Here is a 15406-nt window from a genome sequence, read left to right as displayed (position 1 = left end):
AATCTGCGCGAGACCGACTCGCTGGTCCGCGTCGGAGACGGCGAGACGCTGGTGATCGGCGGATTGATCCAGACGCGAGATCTCGACACCGAGAAGAAGATCCCCCTGCTCGGCGACATTCCCTGGCTCGGCCAGCTGTTCCGGCAATCCGCCGTCACGGAGACGCGCTCGGAGCTCGTGATCTGCCTGACCCCGACGGTGCTCGACGCGCCGACGATCCGCCGCATCGGCCGAGACAGCGAGGTGCGGCTCGAAGCGCTCGACGACACGCGCGTGGATCGGCGCGCGATCGAGCAGCGCTGGTGGCGGAAATGATGCCGCGCGCGACGTCTCGCGGGGCCTGCGCGCTTGCGCTCTGGCTCGGGCTGTCCGGGTTCGCGGCGTCGGAGCCTGCCTCGCTCGAAGCCTACGAGCGCAGCGCCGCGGCCTTCGCCGACGGTCTGGCGCTCGCCGGACGAGGTCTGGACGCGGAAGCGGCAAGCGCCTACTCGGAGGCGATCCGGCTCGACGCCGGCTTCGTCGAGGCGATGGTCAATCTGGCGCGCGTCCGGCTCCGCCAGGGCCAGGCCGCCCCGGCGCGCGAGCTTCTCGATCGCGCGCTCGCCCTCGCGCCGGGGTATCCGCCGATCTTCGCCGTGCGCGGCCTCGAGGCCCGCCAGCGCGGCGACCTGAACGGGGCGCTGCGAGACTTCTCGCGGGCGCGCGCGCTGGACCCGACGAACGCCGAGGTTCTCGCCAACCTCGGCGCGGTCCTGGTCGAGCTCGGCTTCGACCGGGACGCCCGAGACGCGCTCGATGACGCCCGGCGACTCGCGCCGGAACGCCCGGAGCCTGCGCTCTCGCTCGCGTTGCTGTTCGACCGCAAGGGCGACCGCCTGCGCGCGGCGTTCTTCTACGACCAGTTCCTGCGGCTCGCCGGAACGGGCGACCCCGACCGCGCGAACGTAGAGGCACGCCTTTCGCAACTCGACCCCCGCGCGGTAAAGGTCGCGCCGACGGTCTCCGAGACATCGGAAACGGGTCACTAATCGGACTCACGAATCGTGATATCAGTGACTGACTCATATCAATTCATACCACGGGAGACACTCATGGGACTTCGCAGGACGGAAGCTGGCTTCACGCTGATCGAGATCCTGGTGCCGTCGCGATTCTCGCGATTGCGTCCGCCGCCCTCACGCCGATGGTCGTGAAGTACGTGAACGACGGCCGGCGGGCGCGCGCGCTCTCCGATGCGCAGACGCTCGGAAACGCGATCCTCGCCTTCCAGCTCGATACCGGTCGCTGGCCGGTGTCGAACGACGGGATCGTGACCGACGCCGGAGAGGTCTCGCGGCTGGTGGGCCTGCCCGCAGCGTCGATCGTCGCGACCGCGATTCCCACCGGAAGCGCCACGGTGCCGGGTGCCGCGAACTGGCGCGGAGGTGGAAACGGCGGGACCGCGGCCGCGATCGAGGACCTGCTGATCTCGAACCAGACCACGACGGTCGATCCGCTGTACCCCACCAGCGTGAATCCCGCCGCGACGCCGGGCTGGAACGGCCCGTACATCAAGGAGGTGCCGGTCGATCCGTGGGGCAACCCGTACGTCGTGAACGTGCGCTATCTGGACGGAGCCGGGGTCACCGGTGTGACCACCGCGATCGAGCAGAGCCACGCCGTGATCGTGATCTCGGCCGGCCCGAACAACCTGTTCGAGACGTCCTTCCAGGACGCGACCGCGCTCACCGTCCCCGGCGGCGACGACATCGCCTGGACCGTCGAGGGCCAGCGCCCCTGAGCCCGCGGGGCGCGGGGCGCACGCCGCGCCCCGCGCTCAGCGCGGCGCGAGCAGAGTGGGCGGCAGCAGGGCGCTGGATCCGCCCGAGCTCTGGTTGCAGCGCGGCGCGCCGAACTCGCTCGCCCCGACGTCCCAGGGTCCGGTGCCTCCAGCTCCGCGACAGCCCCCGAACGCGTCCTCGTGCACCCAGACGTCGCGGTTGGTGGACGGGCTGAAGCTGTAGCCGGTGTCCACGGGCCCTGCGCTCCCGCTGCCGAGCATGAAGCTCGAGATTCGGGTCGACCCGCGCACGGGCACGGTCGCCGCGAACGGGTTCGGAGTGCGCACCAGCAGATTGTTCGAAGCCGTGAAGGAGCCGCTGTTGCCGACCGTGCCGGTGAAGTTCGGCGCGACCAGCAGGTTGTTCCGCGAGAAACAGTTCTGCGGACAGCCGGTCCCCGTGCCCCGAATCCCTGCGAATGTGAAGGGGTTGGAAAGCGCCTGATTGAAGTAGAGGGTGTTGTTGTAGACGTGCACGTTTCCCGTCGGCGTGCTTCCCGACAGAGCGGCCGTCGGGCTGCCGGTCACCTGGACCAACGAGAAACCCCCGGTGAACGCGCTCTGCAGGTCGAACACGTTGTTTCGGATCGTCATGCCCCCGCCTTGCAGCTCGTAGACCGCGAGCTTGGGCGAGGCGGTGTCGTAGGGCCAGGAGTAGAAGTTCCGCTCGAAGACGAAGTCGTAGACCGGCGTGATGTTCCCCGAGAGCGCCGCCACGCAGCCGCTCGGCTCACCGCAGTTGCAGCCGTTGTCCACGCAGGTGCGCGTCGTGTAGAACGTGTTGGCTGCGCTCTCCGCGAAGAAGTTGTCGCTCACGATCGTGAACCGTCCGGCCATCTGCGCCGCCGACCCGGTGGCCGCAGCCGGCCACCGCGTGTTGTCGCCGTCGTCCTGCCGCAGCTGGAGATGATTGTTTCCGCTCGTCGCGTTCAGGAACGTGATGTGCGAGAAGAGATAGTGCTGCGTGTGCCGGGTGCGGACCGAGGACGCGGTTCCGATGCCTCGCGGGTCGTGGTCGAAGGTCCCGCCCAGCCAAAGCGCGTAGTCCGCGCTGGGCCAGGAGCCGTAACCGGTGGCCGTATTGCCGGTGCAGTCCATCTCGACGAAGGCGTGCAGCACCGGGTAGCGGTCCCACGTCTCGGTCGGCCAGAAGTTCGACTCGTCGAAGCAGGCGTTCGCGTAGTCGCTCGCGTCGACCCGGAAGTACGTGGTGTGGTCGTTGTTCAGGGTCAAGAACATGCAGGAGAGGCCGCAGTCTCGATAGGCGAGATCCATGTAGGTCCAGCGATCGCCCGACTCGAGCTGACCCGAGTTCAGGTCGAGGATCGGCCGCGCGCTCCTGCCGAACGCCTCGACGAAGCCGGGCGTGGCGCCCTCGAACATCCGGATCACGTTGGTCAGCTCGAAGCGGTCACCGCGGCGCAGCAGGATGCGGCGCTGTCGCGTGTTGGCCGCGGCGCAGTCGTCGCTGCCAGAGCAGTTGTCGCCGGAGCCGAGCGCCATCTGCAGGCTCGTCGTCACGGTGCAGTTGTCGTCGATGGCACAGTTCAGCGGACAGCCCGCCCAGTTGTTGTTGTCATTCGCGAAGCAGAACGTGTCCGCGGCGCTGAAGTAGGTGGTCCGGTCTCCGATCACCACGGACTGGGTCGCGGTGCTGGTCTGCCCGTTCGGGTTCTTGACCGTGAGCGTGACGGTGTAGGTGCCGGGGTTCTCGTAGACGTGCCCGGCAATCGCGCCGACGTCGCTGTTCTTCGATGCGCGCGTCGCGGACGCCGCGGCCGCGCCCGTGGTCCATTCGCCGCTGCCCGGGTCGCCGAAGTCCCACTGGAAATGCAGTGAGTGGAAGGGGCGGCTGAAATCGGGGTCGGTCGTCTCGGCCGTCACGTACGGAGTGGTCGAGAGCGAGCCCTGGCCGATCGCGTCGAAGTGCACCGCACAAGGCGCGAGGCAAGTCGCGCCCTGGATCTTCCGCACCGTGAAGCTCGCATTGGGCGCGGCGTGCGCGGCGCCCGCCGCGAGGCTCAGCAGGAAGATGGGGATCAGGATTGTCGGCTTCATTTCTTTGCGCTCCTATCGCGACCTGCTCGAATATCGGCCGGGGTTTCCCGGGGCACCGTGACGCTGCTTACACCGGCCCAGGGCCGCCGAGCCCTCTCGAACGGGTAGCAGATCCCGGCGCCGGCCCGTACCCGGCCCGACTGCGTGCGGCCTGCCGGTCGGCTGCCGGCGCGAGATCCGAGCGTCTGGCCGGGCTTCCGAGATGGGCACGCCCCTTTGCGCGGCCGGGCTTCGCGCGGCAGGATCTTGGCCCGGGGGGAGCCGCTGCGGATGAGGCGACGCTACGTCGTGATCACGCCCACGCGCGACGAGGAGGCGACGGTCGGGTCGACCCTGCGCTCGATGATCGCCCAGACCGTGCGTCCCGAGCGCTGGGTGATCGTGAACGACGGCTCGACCGACCGCACGCGCGAGATCGTCGCGCGCGAGATGGCGGGGCACCCGTGGATCGTGCTGGTCGACCGCGTCGACCGCGGCTTCCGCGCGCTCGGCGGCGGGGTCGTGCAGGCGTTCCAGGACGGGCTGGCGCGGGCGGGCGACGACTGGGACTTCGTGGTCAAGCTCGACGCCGACCTCGAGTTCGCCCCCGACTACTTCGAGCGCATGCTGCGTCACTTCGAGCAGCAGCCGTCGCTCGGCATGGCGAGCGGAAAGACGTTCCTGGTCAGAGACGGCGCGAAGTCGATCGAGTGGTGCCCCGACGAGCACGTGCGCGGCCCGGCGAAGATGTACTCGCGCGCCTGCTTCCAGGCGATCGGCGGGCTCGAGGCCGTGCGCGGCTGGGACATGATCGACGAGACGAAGGCGCAGATGGCCGGATTCGAGACGCGCAGCTTCATCGAGGACGAGCTGATCCACCTGCGGCCGATCGACGGGCGTCAGGAGAAGGTGCTGCGAAGCCGTTACGAGATGGGCCGGCTGTACTGGTACCTCGGCTACCACTGGCTGTATCACGCGATCCGCTCGGCGCGGAGCGTGCTGCAGGACTACCCGCGGCCGCTCGGAGGACTGATGCTCTTCGCAGGCTATGTCGCCGCCGCGCTCTCGCGCGCGCCGCGCTACGACGCCCGCTACGTGGCGTTCGTGCAGCAGCGACAGAAGAGTCGCCTGCGCCTCTCGCACCTGCGCAGCTTCCTCCGAGCGACGGCGAGGTCGGGCTAGGATGTCGCTCTCGCTGTCGATCGTGATCCCGGTCTACAACGAGCGCCGGACCCTCGACGAGCTGCTCGACCGCGTGAGCGCGCTCGCCGTGCGCAAGGAGATCATCCTGGTCGACGACGGCTCGACCGACGGCTCGCGCGAGCGACTGGCCGAGCTCGCGGGCCGCCCCGGCGTGCGCGTGCTCTTCCACGAGCGCAACCAGGGCAAGGGCGCGGCGATCCGGACCGGAATCGCGGCCGCGACGATGGATCTGGTGGTGATCCAGGACGCCGATCTCGAGTACGACCCGCAGGAGCTGCCCAAGCTGATCGCGCCGATCGAGGCCGGCAAGGCCGACGTGGTCTTCGGCTCGCGCTTCATCGGCAGCGAGCCGCACCGCGTCCTGTACTTCTGGCACATGGTCGTGAACCGGCTGCTCACGCTCGCCTCGAACGTGCTCACGAACCTGAACCTGACCGACATCGAGAGCTGCTACAAGATGTTCCGCCGCGAAGTGATCCAGTCGATCGCGATCGAGGAGTCCCGCTTCGGCGTCGAGCCCGAGCTCACCGCGAAGGTCGCGCGGATGCGCTGCCGGATTTACGAAGTCGGCATCTCCTACTCCGGCCGCACCTACGAAGAGGGCAAGAAGATCGGCTGGCGCGACGGCGTGCGCGCGATCTGGTGCATCCTCAAGTACAACCTGCGGCGCGGCTGAGGCGGCATGAGCGACGTGACGGAAGCCGCGCCGACCCCGGCGATCGCGGGCGTAGCGCGCAGCCTGCGCGAGCGCGCCACGCGCGGGACGATCTTCACGCTGGGTGGCCAGCTCGCGGGCCAGCTGCTGCGCATGGTCTCGAATCTGGTGCTCTCGCGGCTGCTCTTCCCCGAGGCCTTCGGGCTGATGGCGCTGGTGTCGCTGGTGCTGATCGCGATCGAGCAGATCGTCAATTTCGGCACGCACAGCACCGTGATCCGACACGAGCGCGGCGACGATCCGAAGTTCCTCGACACCGCGTGGACGATCCAGGTCGGACGCGGCCTGATCGTCTGGGTCGGCGTCTCGGCGCTCGCGCCCCTGCTCGCGGCCTTCTACGACGAGCCGCAGCTCGCGTCGCTGCTGCCGGTCGCGCTGCTCTCGCTCGTGCTCGCCAGCCTCGGCTCGATGAAGATGGCGCTGCTCTACCGGCGGCTGGAGCTGGGCCGGCGAGTGGCGATCGAGCTGATCGCGCAGGTGGCGACGATCGCGACCGCGATCGCGCTCGCGTTCGTCTTCCAGTCCGTCTGGGCGCTCGTGGTCGGGGGCCTGGTGAACCAGGCGACGCGCTCGCTGCTCAGCCACACGTGGATTCCCGGCCGGCGCGATCGCTTCGCCTGGGATCGCGGCGCCGCGCGCGAGCTGCTCTCGTTCGGCAAGTGGGTGCTCGCGTCGAGCGGCCTCTCGTTCCTGGCCGCGCAGCTCGACGTCGCGATCCTCGGAAGGCTTGCGCCGCTGGGGCAGCTCGGCGTCTACATGATCGGGATGACGGTGCCCAACATGCTGCGCGAGCTTCTCGGCCAGGTCTCCGGATCGGTGCTGATCCCCGCGCTCTCCGAGGCGAATCGCGCCGGCGGCGCCGGGATTCCGCGCGCGTACGCGGCCACGCGCAAGGTCACGCTGCCGACCGCGGTGGTCGCCACGCTCGCCTCGGTCGTCGTTGCGCCGGTCTTCTTCGGCAATCTCTACGACTCGCGCTACGCCGACGCCGCCTGGATCGCGCAGCTCGGCGCGCTGCGGCTCTGGTTCGGCTACCTGCAGGTGACCGCCTGCTCCACCCTCTTCGCCTACGGGGACGCGCGGATCTGGGCGATCTCGAGCGGCGTCGCCACGCTGGTCACGGGCATCGGCTGCGTGCTGGGCTTCCAGCTCGCGGGCGTCGCGGGGCTGATCCTCGGCCTGGCCGCCGGCACGTTCGCCGGCTACGTGGTCGCGGTGATCCAGCTCGAACGGCTCCGACTCGCCAGCCCGCGGCCCGAGATCGGCTACGGGCTGGTCGCCGCGGCTCTCGCGATCGCGGTGCTCGGCGCGGAGCGCTACAGCGCGGAGCTGATCCCCGAGCTGATCCCGGGCTTCCGCACGCTCGTCTGCGGCGCGGTTCTGGTCGGCCCCTTCGCGCTCTTCGCCGCCGCGCGCGCGCTGCACGTCGCGCGCGGGAACTAGCGGCCGATCAGCTTCGAGGCGATCCGGCGCAGCTTCGCGCGGATTCCGACGTACTCGACGAAGATCTCGCTGCGCACGAAGGTCACGCCCGTCGGTCCGCCCGACGGGAGGCTGGCGACCACGCGCGCGTGGGGATAGGCGTCCATCGGGTCCTCGCCCTCGTCGCTCATCCGCGTGCGGAACACGCCGGGCAGCAGCTCGTTCACCAGCACGTCGGGGTAGCGCGCACGGTCGATCTCGGCGGCGAGTGACTTCGTCAGCACCGGCACGGCCGCCTTCGAGGTCGAGTACGCGGACGCGCCCGGGATCGGCCCGCGCCAGGCGAAGCTTCCGATGTTGAGGATGCGGCCGTGGCCGCGCTCCAGCATTCCCGGCAGCGCCATGCGGCAGCAGAGCGCCATCCCCAGCACGTTCGTCTCGATCACCTCCGCCCACTCCCGGTGCGTCGATTCGAGGAAGAGCCGCTTCGGGTAGAGCGCGGCGTTGTTCACCAGGACGTCGACGCGCCCGTGGCGCGCGATCGTCTCGGCGAAGAGCCGCTCGACGTCGGCCTCGGAGGCCACGCTTCCGACCACGGCGTGGAAGCTTCCCGGCGTACAGAGCTCGGCCGTGCGCGCGAGATCGGCCGCGGTGCGGCTGATGCCGACGACCTTCGCGCCGTCGCGCGCAAAGCCGACCGCGAGCCCGCGCCCGACGCCCGTGCCCGCCCCGGTGACCACGACCACCTTTTCGGGGAAGATCACGTCGCCTCCTCTCGGGTCCCGCGCGCGAGCTCGAGGTGGATCGCGTCGGCCGCGCGAAGCGCGTTCGCGGCGATCGTCAGGCTCGGGTTCGCGCCGCCGCTCGACGGGAAGAACGACGCGTCCACCACGTACAGGTTCTCGAGCTCGTGCGCGCGGTTGTTCCGGTCGAGCACGCTCCGGTCCGGGTCGGTTCCCATCCGGCAGGTTCCGCAGGCGTGCCCGAAGTTCAGGTTGTTCTCGCCCGAGAGCACGGCCAGGCGCGAGCGCCCGAGCCGCGCCGAGAGCTGGTCGCGCAAGTGTCGATTTCGAACGAACAGCTCCTCGGGATAGGTGTACTGGAAGCGCATCCCGCTCTTCGCGTCCGGATCCGGGAAGACGCGGTTCTCGAGATAGGGAAGATCCTCGACGATCGGACAGATCACGGCCGCGTTCTTGAAGTACCACGCGGCGACCAGCGCGACGAACGGCAGGAGCGGTCGCGTGATCCGCATCCACCAGCGCCGCTCGCGGTCGAACATCGAGCGAAGGAAGCCGAGCACCACCCCCCAGTCGACCTCGATGCCGACGGACTGGATCGTGCCGAGCTTCTTTCCCTCGCAGAAGTAGAAATCGTTGAACGCCAGCGACTTCTTCGGGCCGTCCGGGGAGAGCCGGCCCGCGGAGCGCACGGCGATGAAGTCGCCGGTGTGGAGCATCAGGTTGCGTCCGACCATTCCCGAGCGATTCGCGAGCCCGTCCGGCCGAGCGGCGTCGCGCGAGTTCAGCAGCAGGACGGGCGTCATGAACGCGCCCGCCGCGAGCACCACCACCCGGCCGCGGATGCGCAGCTCCGCGCCGCGGTAGGTGCAGAGCACTTCCTGCACCGCGGACTCGCTCGCGATGAGCCGCGTGACCTCGCACTCGGGCAGGATCGCCGCGCCGAACTTCTCGAGCGCCGGCAGCAGACAGATCGTTCCCGCGTCGCTCTTGCACTCGCGCGGGCAGAGCGCGCCGCCGCACTCCTGGCAGCCGTCGACGAACCCGCAGCCGACGTGGACGCGGTACGGGTGCAGCCCCGCGCCGCGCAGGAACCCGGCGAGCTCCTGGTCGCGCGCGCTCAAGCCCGGCGGCTCGCGCAGGCCCGCGCCGTAGCCGGGCCGGAGCGGATCTTCGTCGCCGCGAACTCGGTACAGCTGCTCCGCTCGCTCGTAGTAGGGCTCGAGCTCCTCGTAGCGGATCGGCCAGCTCTCGGGCAGGTTCGCGTCGACCGCGTCGGGGAAGTTCCGCTTCGGAGTGAAGTCGGCCGGCGTGAGTCGTTCGAGCGCCGCTCCGTACAGCGCGGTCGAGCCGCCCGATCCGCAGCCCAGCGGCGCGAAGAATTCGAGCGACCCGAAGCTCGTCTCGCCTTCGAGCGGCGTCGGCCAGTAGCCGCGGCGCAGGCGCGCGTCCGGCGCGTTGGAGGCGTACGGATCGAGCCGCCCGTCGCCGCGATCGGCCTCGCGGTGCAGGAAGCGACCCTTCTCGAGAAAGAGCACGCGGTGCCCGGCGCGCGCGAGCGCGTAGCCCGCCGTCGCGCCGCCCATTCCGGTGCCGACGACCACGACGTCCCAGATCGTTGCGGCGGGATCGTCCGGAATCTGCTGCGACTCGCTCAAGGCCGCGCCTCCATTCGCGCTCGGATCAGACCTTGCGCGCTCACGGACTCGCTTGCGAGTCGCGCCGCGAGATCCTGGCCCGCCTCGTTCCAGTGGTCGTCGACGCCCTTCAGGTAGAGCTGTGAAGCCCCGTGCGCGGCGAACGGCCCGAACAGATTCAGCGCCGGGATCCCCTGGCGCAGGCAGATCTCTTCGAGCCTGTCGGTGAGCGCCGTGCGGCGGTACGCGGGGTGCGCCTGCGCGTCGACCAGGCCGCTCTCGTGGTCGTCTGTGACGTCGATCGGGGACGGGATCAGGACCAGGAGCAGCGGCAGACGCAGCGCGTCGGTGCTCGCGCGCATCCGCGCGAAGATCTGCTCCATCAGCGCGACCCGGTAGCGCGCGGAGTCACTCTCCGGAGTGAGACTCACGTCGGCGTTGTAGGGGTCGCTCAGGAGCTCGTGGACCACGTCGTCGCCCTGCACGACGTATTCGTGGTGCTCGCGCACGAGTTGCTCGAGCGACCGCTCCACGCGCTCGATCCGCGCCTCGCGCCCGGTCGGAATGCCGGCGCCCGCCGCGCCGGAGATCCGGCCGAGCGTGTCGCGGAGCACCTTCTTCAGGATCAGCTCGCTTCGCGACACGGCCACGCGCCGCTCGATCGCTGGATCGAAGCGGAACTCGTTCTCGCGCAGGCCGCCGTCCTCGCCCAATCGGTACAGCTTGTTGCGGAGCAGGTCTCCGAAGTCGTTCCCGGCGTAGATCGCCGCGATCACCAGATCCGGGCGCAGGGACTCTAGCTCCGCCTCCATGCGGCGGAGCTCCTGGTCGGGGCCGTAGCCCGCCACGCCCGCGTTCACGACCTCGACGCGCTCGCCGAGCGCCTGCGTCAGGTGCAGCTCGAGCCGCTCCGCGAAGGTGTCCTCGGTGCGCGAGAACTCCGCCATGATGAACGAGTCGCCGTAGACGACCACGCGAAGCGATTCGCCCCGCGCCGAGAGCTCGTCGCCGCGGTAGCCCTGGCTGTTCATCGCGTAGCGGACCCGGACGCCGCCGTTGATCGCGGCGCGCGTGTACTCGCGCAGGCTTCCCGGGCTCGGCCGGTACAGCAGCCGCGGATCGAGCTGGATCGACGTGAAGTAGCGCGGGCCGAGCGCGACGCGAAGCACGAGCTCGGCCGCGCCGAGTGTCACCCCGACCGAGACGAGCAGCGTGAGCGCGCGCGCGTTCCACGACCGCGGCGCGGCGCAGAGCGCGCCGACCGCGACGCCGACCGCGAGCAGCAGCGCCTGCGAGACTCCGAAGCCCGGCCCGCCGCCGACGAAGCGGTCGTCGTAGAACGCGAGCGCGATCAGCCCGAGCGAGATCGCGGCGGTCACGAGCCGAAGCGCGCTCAAGCGGGGCTCCGCCGCGGCTCGGGCTCCGTCGGCCGCTGCAGTCTCGACAGCCCCGCGTCGACCAGGCGCCAGGCGTCCATCGCGCCGTCGCAGAGCCGCGCGAACTGCGGCAGGTCGTCGCCGTTCTCGACCTTCACGCGCGGCAGCTCGTGCGGAGCCATCCCGCTTCGGATCGAGCCGTGCTGCGAGGTGAAGACGATCTCGTAGCCCGCGTCCTCGAGCCCGGCGCCGGTCGCCGCGCTGAAGTCCCTGCGCGTGCCGTACGGATAGGCGAAGGACCGCACGGGAACGCCGATCCTCGACTCGAGCAGGCGCCGCGCGCGAACGCCCTGCTCGCGCGCGGCCTCGCGATCGAGCCCGCCCAGAGACTCGTGCTCGAAGCCGTGCGCCCCCGTCTCGATCCCCGCCTCGGCCAGACGGCCGAGCTCGTCCCAGGTCATGTAGCGCTCGGGCTGCGCGTCGCCGGCCGCGCGGTTTCCGACCCGGTTGGCGGTGACGAACGCCACGGCCGGAACCGCGTGGTCGCGCAGGATCGGAAGCGCGTCGCGGAACGTGCTCTCGAACCCGTCGTCGATCGTGATCAGAACGGAGCCCGAAGCGAGCTCGCGCTCGCCCGCGAGGAAGTCGCGCAGGTCGGAGAGGCCGATCGCGCGCCTCGCGTCGGCGAGCAGGCGCACCTGCGCCGCGAAGTCCGCGGGCGAGACGCAGAAAGGATCGCGAGCGATCTCGCCGAAGCGGTGGTAGGTCAGAACGCGGACGCGCGCCGAGCGTCCCAGCCCGCGCCGCAGCGCCAGCGCCCCCGACGCGCTCATCAGGAGCGAGAGCGCCCGCCGGGCGGATTTCTTCGCCAGCCAGCGCGAGGTCGCAATCCCGCTCACCGGCGCTCCCCGAGCCACTTCGCGTGCGCCAATCGCAACAGGAACAGCGGATTGCCGAGCACGTAGCGGCGGAACTTTCGCGGCTGCGCGAGCAGAAGGTGCAGCCACTCGAAGCCGAGCCGGCGCAGCCACGCCGGCGCGCGCTCCAGGTCCCCCGCCCAGTAATCGAACAGCCCGCCGGTTCCCATGCAGAGCGGCACCGCGAGCCGCTCGCGCTGCGCGTGGAGCCAGAGCTCCTGCTTGGGATTGCCCATCCCGACCAGGAGCAGGTGCGGTCGGCACGCGTTGATCTTCTCGACCACGGCGTCGCTGTCGCCGATCTCGACGTAGCCGTGGTGGTGGCCCACGAGCTGCCAGCCCGGAAAGGCCGCGCGCGCGTGCGCGGCGGCCCGCTCGATCGCTTCGGCCGACGCGCCGAGCAGGTAGTAGCGCAGGCCCAGATCGCGCCCGAGCAGCGCGGGCGTGAGGTCCGTCCCGTTGACGTTGTCGCGCAGGCGCACGCCGTGCAGGAAGCGCATCGCCCAGCGAACGCCCGTCCCGTCGCCGAAGACGCGGTCCGCCCCGGCGAGCACCGCCCGGTAGGCCCGATCGCCCCAGGCGAGATTCAGCGTGTGCGCGTTCACGAAGAAGATGCAGCGCGCGCCCGTGAACTCCGCGCGCATCGCCGTGTCGCAGATCTCCAGCGCCTCGCGCATCTCGAGATCCGAGATCGGCACGCCGAAGATCGACCGCTCACTGATGCGTCCGTCCCTCATCGGTCGGCGAGCACCGGGGAGGTTTCTAGAACAGCGTGTAGATGAAGGGCGCCGCCGCGGTGCCGCCGAGCAGGACGAGCAGTCCGAGCCCGAGGATCGAGAGGATGATCGGCGCGAGCCACCACTTCTTGTTGTCCTTCAGGAAATCCCAGAACTCGGCGACGAGTCCCCCGCCCTGCCGATCCGCGGCGCGCGCCATGAAGTCGTTCTTCTCGTCGGTCTTTGGCTTCTCGGACACGTCGGCCTCCGTCAGAACTGCTTGAAGTAGGAATCTCGCGGGCGCTGCGGCCGGGCGTCCAGCCAGTACGACTTCGCGTCCGGCCGGAACCTTCGGTCCATCGGATCATGGCCGAAGACGCGCATCAAGAGGCCGATCGGCGCGATCACGACGTAGAAGAGCGTCCCCATGATCACGTACGAGAGCACGAAGCCGATCGGGAACGCGGCGATCGTGAGTCCGAGATAGATCGGAAGGTTCGCCTTCGGGAAGACCAGCGAGAAGAGCCCCGAGACCGCGGCGAGCGCGGCGAGCGCCAGCGCGACCGATGCCCGCGACGCCTCGCCGAGGTACGCGAAGGCCAGCCAGCCGTTCCACGCAAGGAGCGCGAGCAGACCGAAGCCACCCAGCGCAATGAAGCCGAACTGGCGCAGCGTGCGCGCGTCGGGGCGGAGATTGATTTCGACCATCTGGGACATCCCGACTCTCCGACTAGTCGTTTCCGAACTCGGCCAGGTAGGCGGCCACGTCGATCTCCTTGGCCTCGGGCTGCTCCGTCTTCAGCAGCACGTGGTTCTCGAGCACCAGCGCGTCCATGTTCGTGTGCATGAAGCAGCGGTATGAGTCGGCCGGCGTGTTCACGATCGGCTCGCCTCGAACGTTGAAGCTGGTGTTGATCAGCACCGGACTCCCGGTCAGGCGCTTGAACGCCTGCGCGATGCCGTAGAAGCGCGGGTTGCGCTCCGGGTCGATGGTCTGGACGCGCGCGGAGTTGTCCACGTGGGTGATCGCCGGGACCACGGAGCGGACCTGTTTCAGCTTGTCGAGCCCCTTCTCGCCGCGGCTCTCGATCGGGAGCAGCTTCTCGTCCCGCACCGGCGCGACGAGGAGCATGTAGGGGCTGTCCTCGTTCGGCCGCATCTCGAAGAACGTCGAGACGTCCTCGCGCAGGACCGCCGGCGCGAAGGGCCGGAACGACTCGCGGAACTTGATCTTCACGTTCATCACGGACTGCATCTTGCGCGAGCGCGCGTCGCCGAGGATGGAGCGAGCGCCGAGCGCGCGCGGGCCGAACTCCATCCGCCCGGCGCAGTGCCCGACCACGTTCTCGGCCGCGATCAGCTCCGCGACCGCATTGCAGAGCGCCGCCTCGTCCGGGTAGTAGCGGTACACCGCTCCCTGCTCGTCGAGGAATGCGCGGATCTCCTGGTTGGAGTACGCGGGGCCCAGCAGCGATCCGCTCTGCAGGTCCTTGCCGTTGGGCTCGCGCTTCTTCTCGAGCAGCTGGTACCACGCGAACGTCGCCGCGCCGAGCGCGCCGCCCGCGTCGCCCGCGGCCGGCTGGATCCAGACGTTCTCGAACGGTCCGTCGCGCAGGATCTTGCCGTTGCCAACGCAGTTCAGAGCCACCCCGCCCGCCAGACACAGGTTCTCGAGTCCGGTGAGCTCGTGCGCGTGGCGCGCGATGCGCACCATGATCTCCTCGGTCACGAGCTGGATCGAGGCCGCGAGGTCCATCTCGCGTTGCGTGATCGGCGATTCTGCCGCGCGCGGCGGGCCGCCGAAGAGCGCGTCGAACTTCCGCGACGTCATCACGTCCTTGTGCGTGTACGCGAAGTACGACATGTCCAAGCGGAACGACCCGTCTTCCTTGACGTCGAGCATCTTCTCGCGGATCAGGTCCGCATAGATCGGCTCGCCGTACGGCGCCAGCCCCATGAGCTTGTACTCGCCGCTGTTCACCTTGAAGCCGGTGAAGTAGGTGAAGGCCGAGTACAGAAGCCCCAGCGAGTGCGGGAAACGCAGCTCCTTCAGCATCTGGATCTGGTTGCCGCGCCCGACCGCGATGCTGCCGGTGGCCCACTCGCCGACACCGTCGAGTGTCAGGATCGCCGCCTCGTCGAACGGCGACGGGAAGAAGGCGCTGGCGGCGTGCGACTCGTGGTGCTCCAGGAACACGTAGCGGCCCTTGTAACGGCCCTCGAGCCCGGCATCGAGCTCGCGCGGCGTGTACAGCTTCTGCTTCAGCCAGAGCGGCAGGCCCATCAGGAACAGCCGGAAGCCCACCGGCGCGTAGGCCACGTAGGTCTCGAGCAGGCGGTCGAACTTCAGCAGCGGCTTGTCGTAGAACGCGACCAGATCGAGATCCTCGGTGCGGATTCCGCCCTCGCGCAGGCAGTACTCGATCGCTCTGCCCGGGAAGCGGTAGTCGTGCTTCTTCCGGGTGAACCGCTCTTCCTGCGCCGCGGCCACGATCCGCCCGTCCTGCAGCAGGCAGGCCGCGCTGTCGTGGTAGTAGGCGGATATACCGAGGATGTTCATTCAGTTCTCCGACCGGATCGGGCGTACGACGGACACACGCTCCCGCGTGAGCGGATCGGCCCGCGGGTGGCACACTTGAGCGCAGCTGCCGCACCTGCCCGCGGCCGGCGGTTGGGATGATACCGAGCGAGTCGAGGTGCCGCACCGGCGAAGCGCCGCTGCCGCACGCTAGCCCGCATTTCTCACCACGGTGATCCGTAGGTGGTCGCGGTGCGCTGCGAGGGCGTCGGCGGTGGTGGCTCGGCGGCCGAGGGCCAGCGGCGG

The 15406-nt window shown here is 69.6% G+C and carries 15 protein-coding genes; 6 read left to right on the top strand and 9 right to left on the bottom strand.

Features of this window, described 5'->3' with window-relative positions; genetic code table 11:
• From FJ108_15270 to FJ108_15260, 3 genes are all read left to right on the top strand, one after another.
• A partial coding sequence (locus FJ108_15270; protein MBM4337242.1) for a type II and III secretion system protein occupies positions 1–315 on the top strand: 315 nt, incomplete at its 5' end.
• A complete protein-coding gene (locus FJ108_15265; protein MBM4337241.1) occupies positions 303–1028 on the top strand; it encodes a tetratricopeptide repeat protein in 726 nt (241 codons plus the stop codon). The genes FJ108_15270 and FJ108_15265, both read left to right, overlap by 13 nt.
• Before the next feature lie 155 nt (positions 1029–1183).
• Positions 1184–1780 carry a hypothetical protein gene (locus FJ108_15260; protein ID MBM4337240.1) on the top strand — a complete coding sequence of 199 codons (597 nt, stop codon included), beginning with the start codon at positions 1184–1186 and terminating at the stop codon, positions 1778–1780.
• A 36-nt stretch (positions 1781–1816) separates the two neighbouring features.
• Here FJ108_15260 and FJ108_15255 read toward each other — a convergent pair whose 3' ends face one another.
• Positions 1817–3877: a PKD domain-containing protein gene (locus FJ108_15255; protein MBM4337239.1), complete on the bottom strand. Its 2061-nt coding sequence runs from the start codon at positions 3875–3877 to the stop codon at positions 1817–1819.
• A 270-nt stretch (positions 3878–4147) separates the two neighbouring features.
• Between FJ108_15255 and FJ108_15250 the strand changes: the two genes are divergently transcribed.
• Genes FJ108_15250 through FJ108_15240 form a run of 3 tightly spaced genes read left to right on the top strand, consistent with a single transcriptional unit; the run spans position 4148 to position 7217 of the window.
• Positions 4148–5038 carry a glycosyltransferase family 2 protein gene (locus FJ108_15250; GenBank protein ID MBM4337238.1) on the top strand — a complete coding sequence of 297 codons (891 nt, stop codon included), beginning with the start codon at positions 4148–4150 and terminating at the stop codon, positions 5036–5038.
• 1 nt (position 5039) lies between these two features.
• The gene (locus FJ108_15245) at positions 5040–5735 is read left to right on the top strand and encodes a glycosyltransferase family 2 protein (GenBank protein ID MBM4337237.1); all 696 of its coding nucleotides are present in this window, start codon (positions 5040–5042) and stop codon (positions 5733–5735) included.
• 6 nt (positions 5736–5741) lie between these two features.
• A complete protein-coding gene (locus tag FJ108_15240) occupies positions 5742–7217 on the top strand; it encodes a hypothetical protein (protein ID MBM4337236.1) in 1476 nt (491 codons plus the stop codon).
• On the opposite strand, the gene FJ108_15235 is transcribed toward FJ108_15240, so the two are convergent.
• The 8 genes from FJ108_15235 to FJ108_15200 are packed head-to-tail and all read right to left on the bottom strand — an operon-like array spanning position 7214 to position 15142.
• Positions 7214–7960 carry an SDR family oxidoreductase gene (locus FJ108_15235; GenBank protein ID MBM4337235.1) on the bottom strand — a complete coding sequence of 249 codons (747 nt, stop codon included), beginning with the start codon at positions 7958–7960 and terminating at the stop codon, positions 7214–7216. The genes FJ108_15240 and FJ108_15235 overlap by 4 nt on opposite strands.
• Positions 7957–9594, bottom strand: coding sequence for a GMC family oxidoreductase (locus FJ108_15230; GenBank protein MBM4337234.1), 1638 nt, complete (start codon positions 9592–9594; stop codon positions 7957–7959). The genes FJ108_15235 and FJ108_15230 overlap by 4 nt, the downstream gene beginning before the upstream one ends.
• The gene (locus FJ108_15225) at positions 9591–10970 is read right to left on the bottom strand and encodes a hypothetical protein (GenBank protein MBM4337233.1); all 1380 of its coding nucleotides are present in this window, start codon (positions 10968–10970) and stop codon (positions 9591–9593) included. Before FJ108_15225 ends, FJ108_15230 begins: the two co-directional genes overlap by 4 nt.
• Complete coding sequence (locus tag FJ108_15220) at positions 10967–11848, bottom strand: polysaccharide deacetylase family protein (GenBank protein MBM4337232.1); 882 nt, start codon at positions 11846–11848, stop codon at positions 10967–10969. The genes FJ108_15225 and FJ108_15220 overlap by 4 nt, the downstream gene beginning before the upstream one ends.
• Positions 11845–12603, bottom strand: coding sequence for a WecB/TagA/CpsF family glycosyltransferase (locus FJ108_15215; GenBank protein MBM4337231.1), 759 nt, complete (start codon positions 12601–12603; stop codon positions 11845–11847). Before FJ108_15215 ends, FJ108_15220 begins: the two co-directional genes overlap by 4 nt.
• A gap of 25 nt (positions 12604–12628) precedes the next feature.
• Positions 12629–12841: a hypothetical protein gene (locus FJ108_15210; protein ID MBM4337230.1), complete on the bottom strand. Its 213-nt coding sequence runs from the start codon at positions 12839–12841 to the stop codon at positions 12629–12631.
• A gap of 11 nt (positions 12842–12852) precedes the next feature.
• Entirely contained in the window at positions 12853–13290 is a 438-nt protein-coding gene (locus tag FJ108_15205) for a hypothetical protein (protein ID MBM4337229.1), read from the bottom strand.
• A gap of 22 nt (positions 13291–13312) precedes the next feature.
• Complete coding sequence (locus FJ108_15200; GenBank protein MBM4337228.1) at positions 13313–15142, bottom strand: carbamoyltransferase; 1830 nt, start codon at positions 15140–15142, stop codon at positions 13313–13315.
• Positions 15143–15406: the final 264 nt, after the last annotated feature.

This window comes from Deltaproteobacteria bacterium, from assembly GCA_016875225.1.
Taxonomy (GTDB): domain Bacteria; phylum Myxococcota_A; class UBA9160; order SZUA-336; family SZUA-336; genus VGRW01.
The sequence above is the reverse complement of the archived record's forward strand: the minus strand, read 5'-3'. Positions and strand labels throughout refer to the sequence as shown.

Excerpts from the sequence above, each read along its gene's own strand:
- FJ108_15260 (MBM4337240.1), top strand. The coding sequence starts at position 1,184 with ATGGTCGTGAAGTACGTGAACGACGGCCGGCGGGCGCGCGCGCTCTCC.
- FJ108_15255 (MBM4337239.1), bottom strand. The coding sequence starts at position 3,877 with ATGAAGCCGACAATCCTGATCCCCATCTTCCTGCTGAGCCTCGCGGCG.
- FJ108_15250 (MBM4337238.1), top strand. The coding sequence starts at position 4,148 with ATGAGGCGACGCTACGTCGTGATCACGCCCACGCGCGACGAGGAGGCG.
- FJ108_15245 (MBM4337237.1), top strand. The coding sequence starts at position 5,040 with ATGTCGCTCTCGCTGTCGATCGTGATCCCGGTCTACAACGAGCGCCGG.
- FJ108_15240 (MBM4337236.1), top strand. The coding sequence starts at position 5,742 with ATGAGCGACGTGACGGAAGCCGCGCCGACCCCGGCGATCGCGGGCGTA.
- FJ108_15215 (MBM4337231.1), bottom strand. The coding sequence starts at position 12,603 with ATGAGGGACGGACGCATCAGTGAGCGGTCGATCTTCGGCGTGCCGATC.
- FJ108_15205 (MBM4337229.1), bottom strand. The coding sequence starts at position 13,290 with ATGGTCGAAATCAATCTCCGCCCCGACGCGCGCACGCTGCGCCAGTTC.
- FJ108_15200 (MBM4337228.1), bottom strand. The coding sequence starts at position 15,142 with ATGAACATCCTCGGTATATCCGCCTACTACCACGACAGCGCGGCCTGC.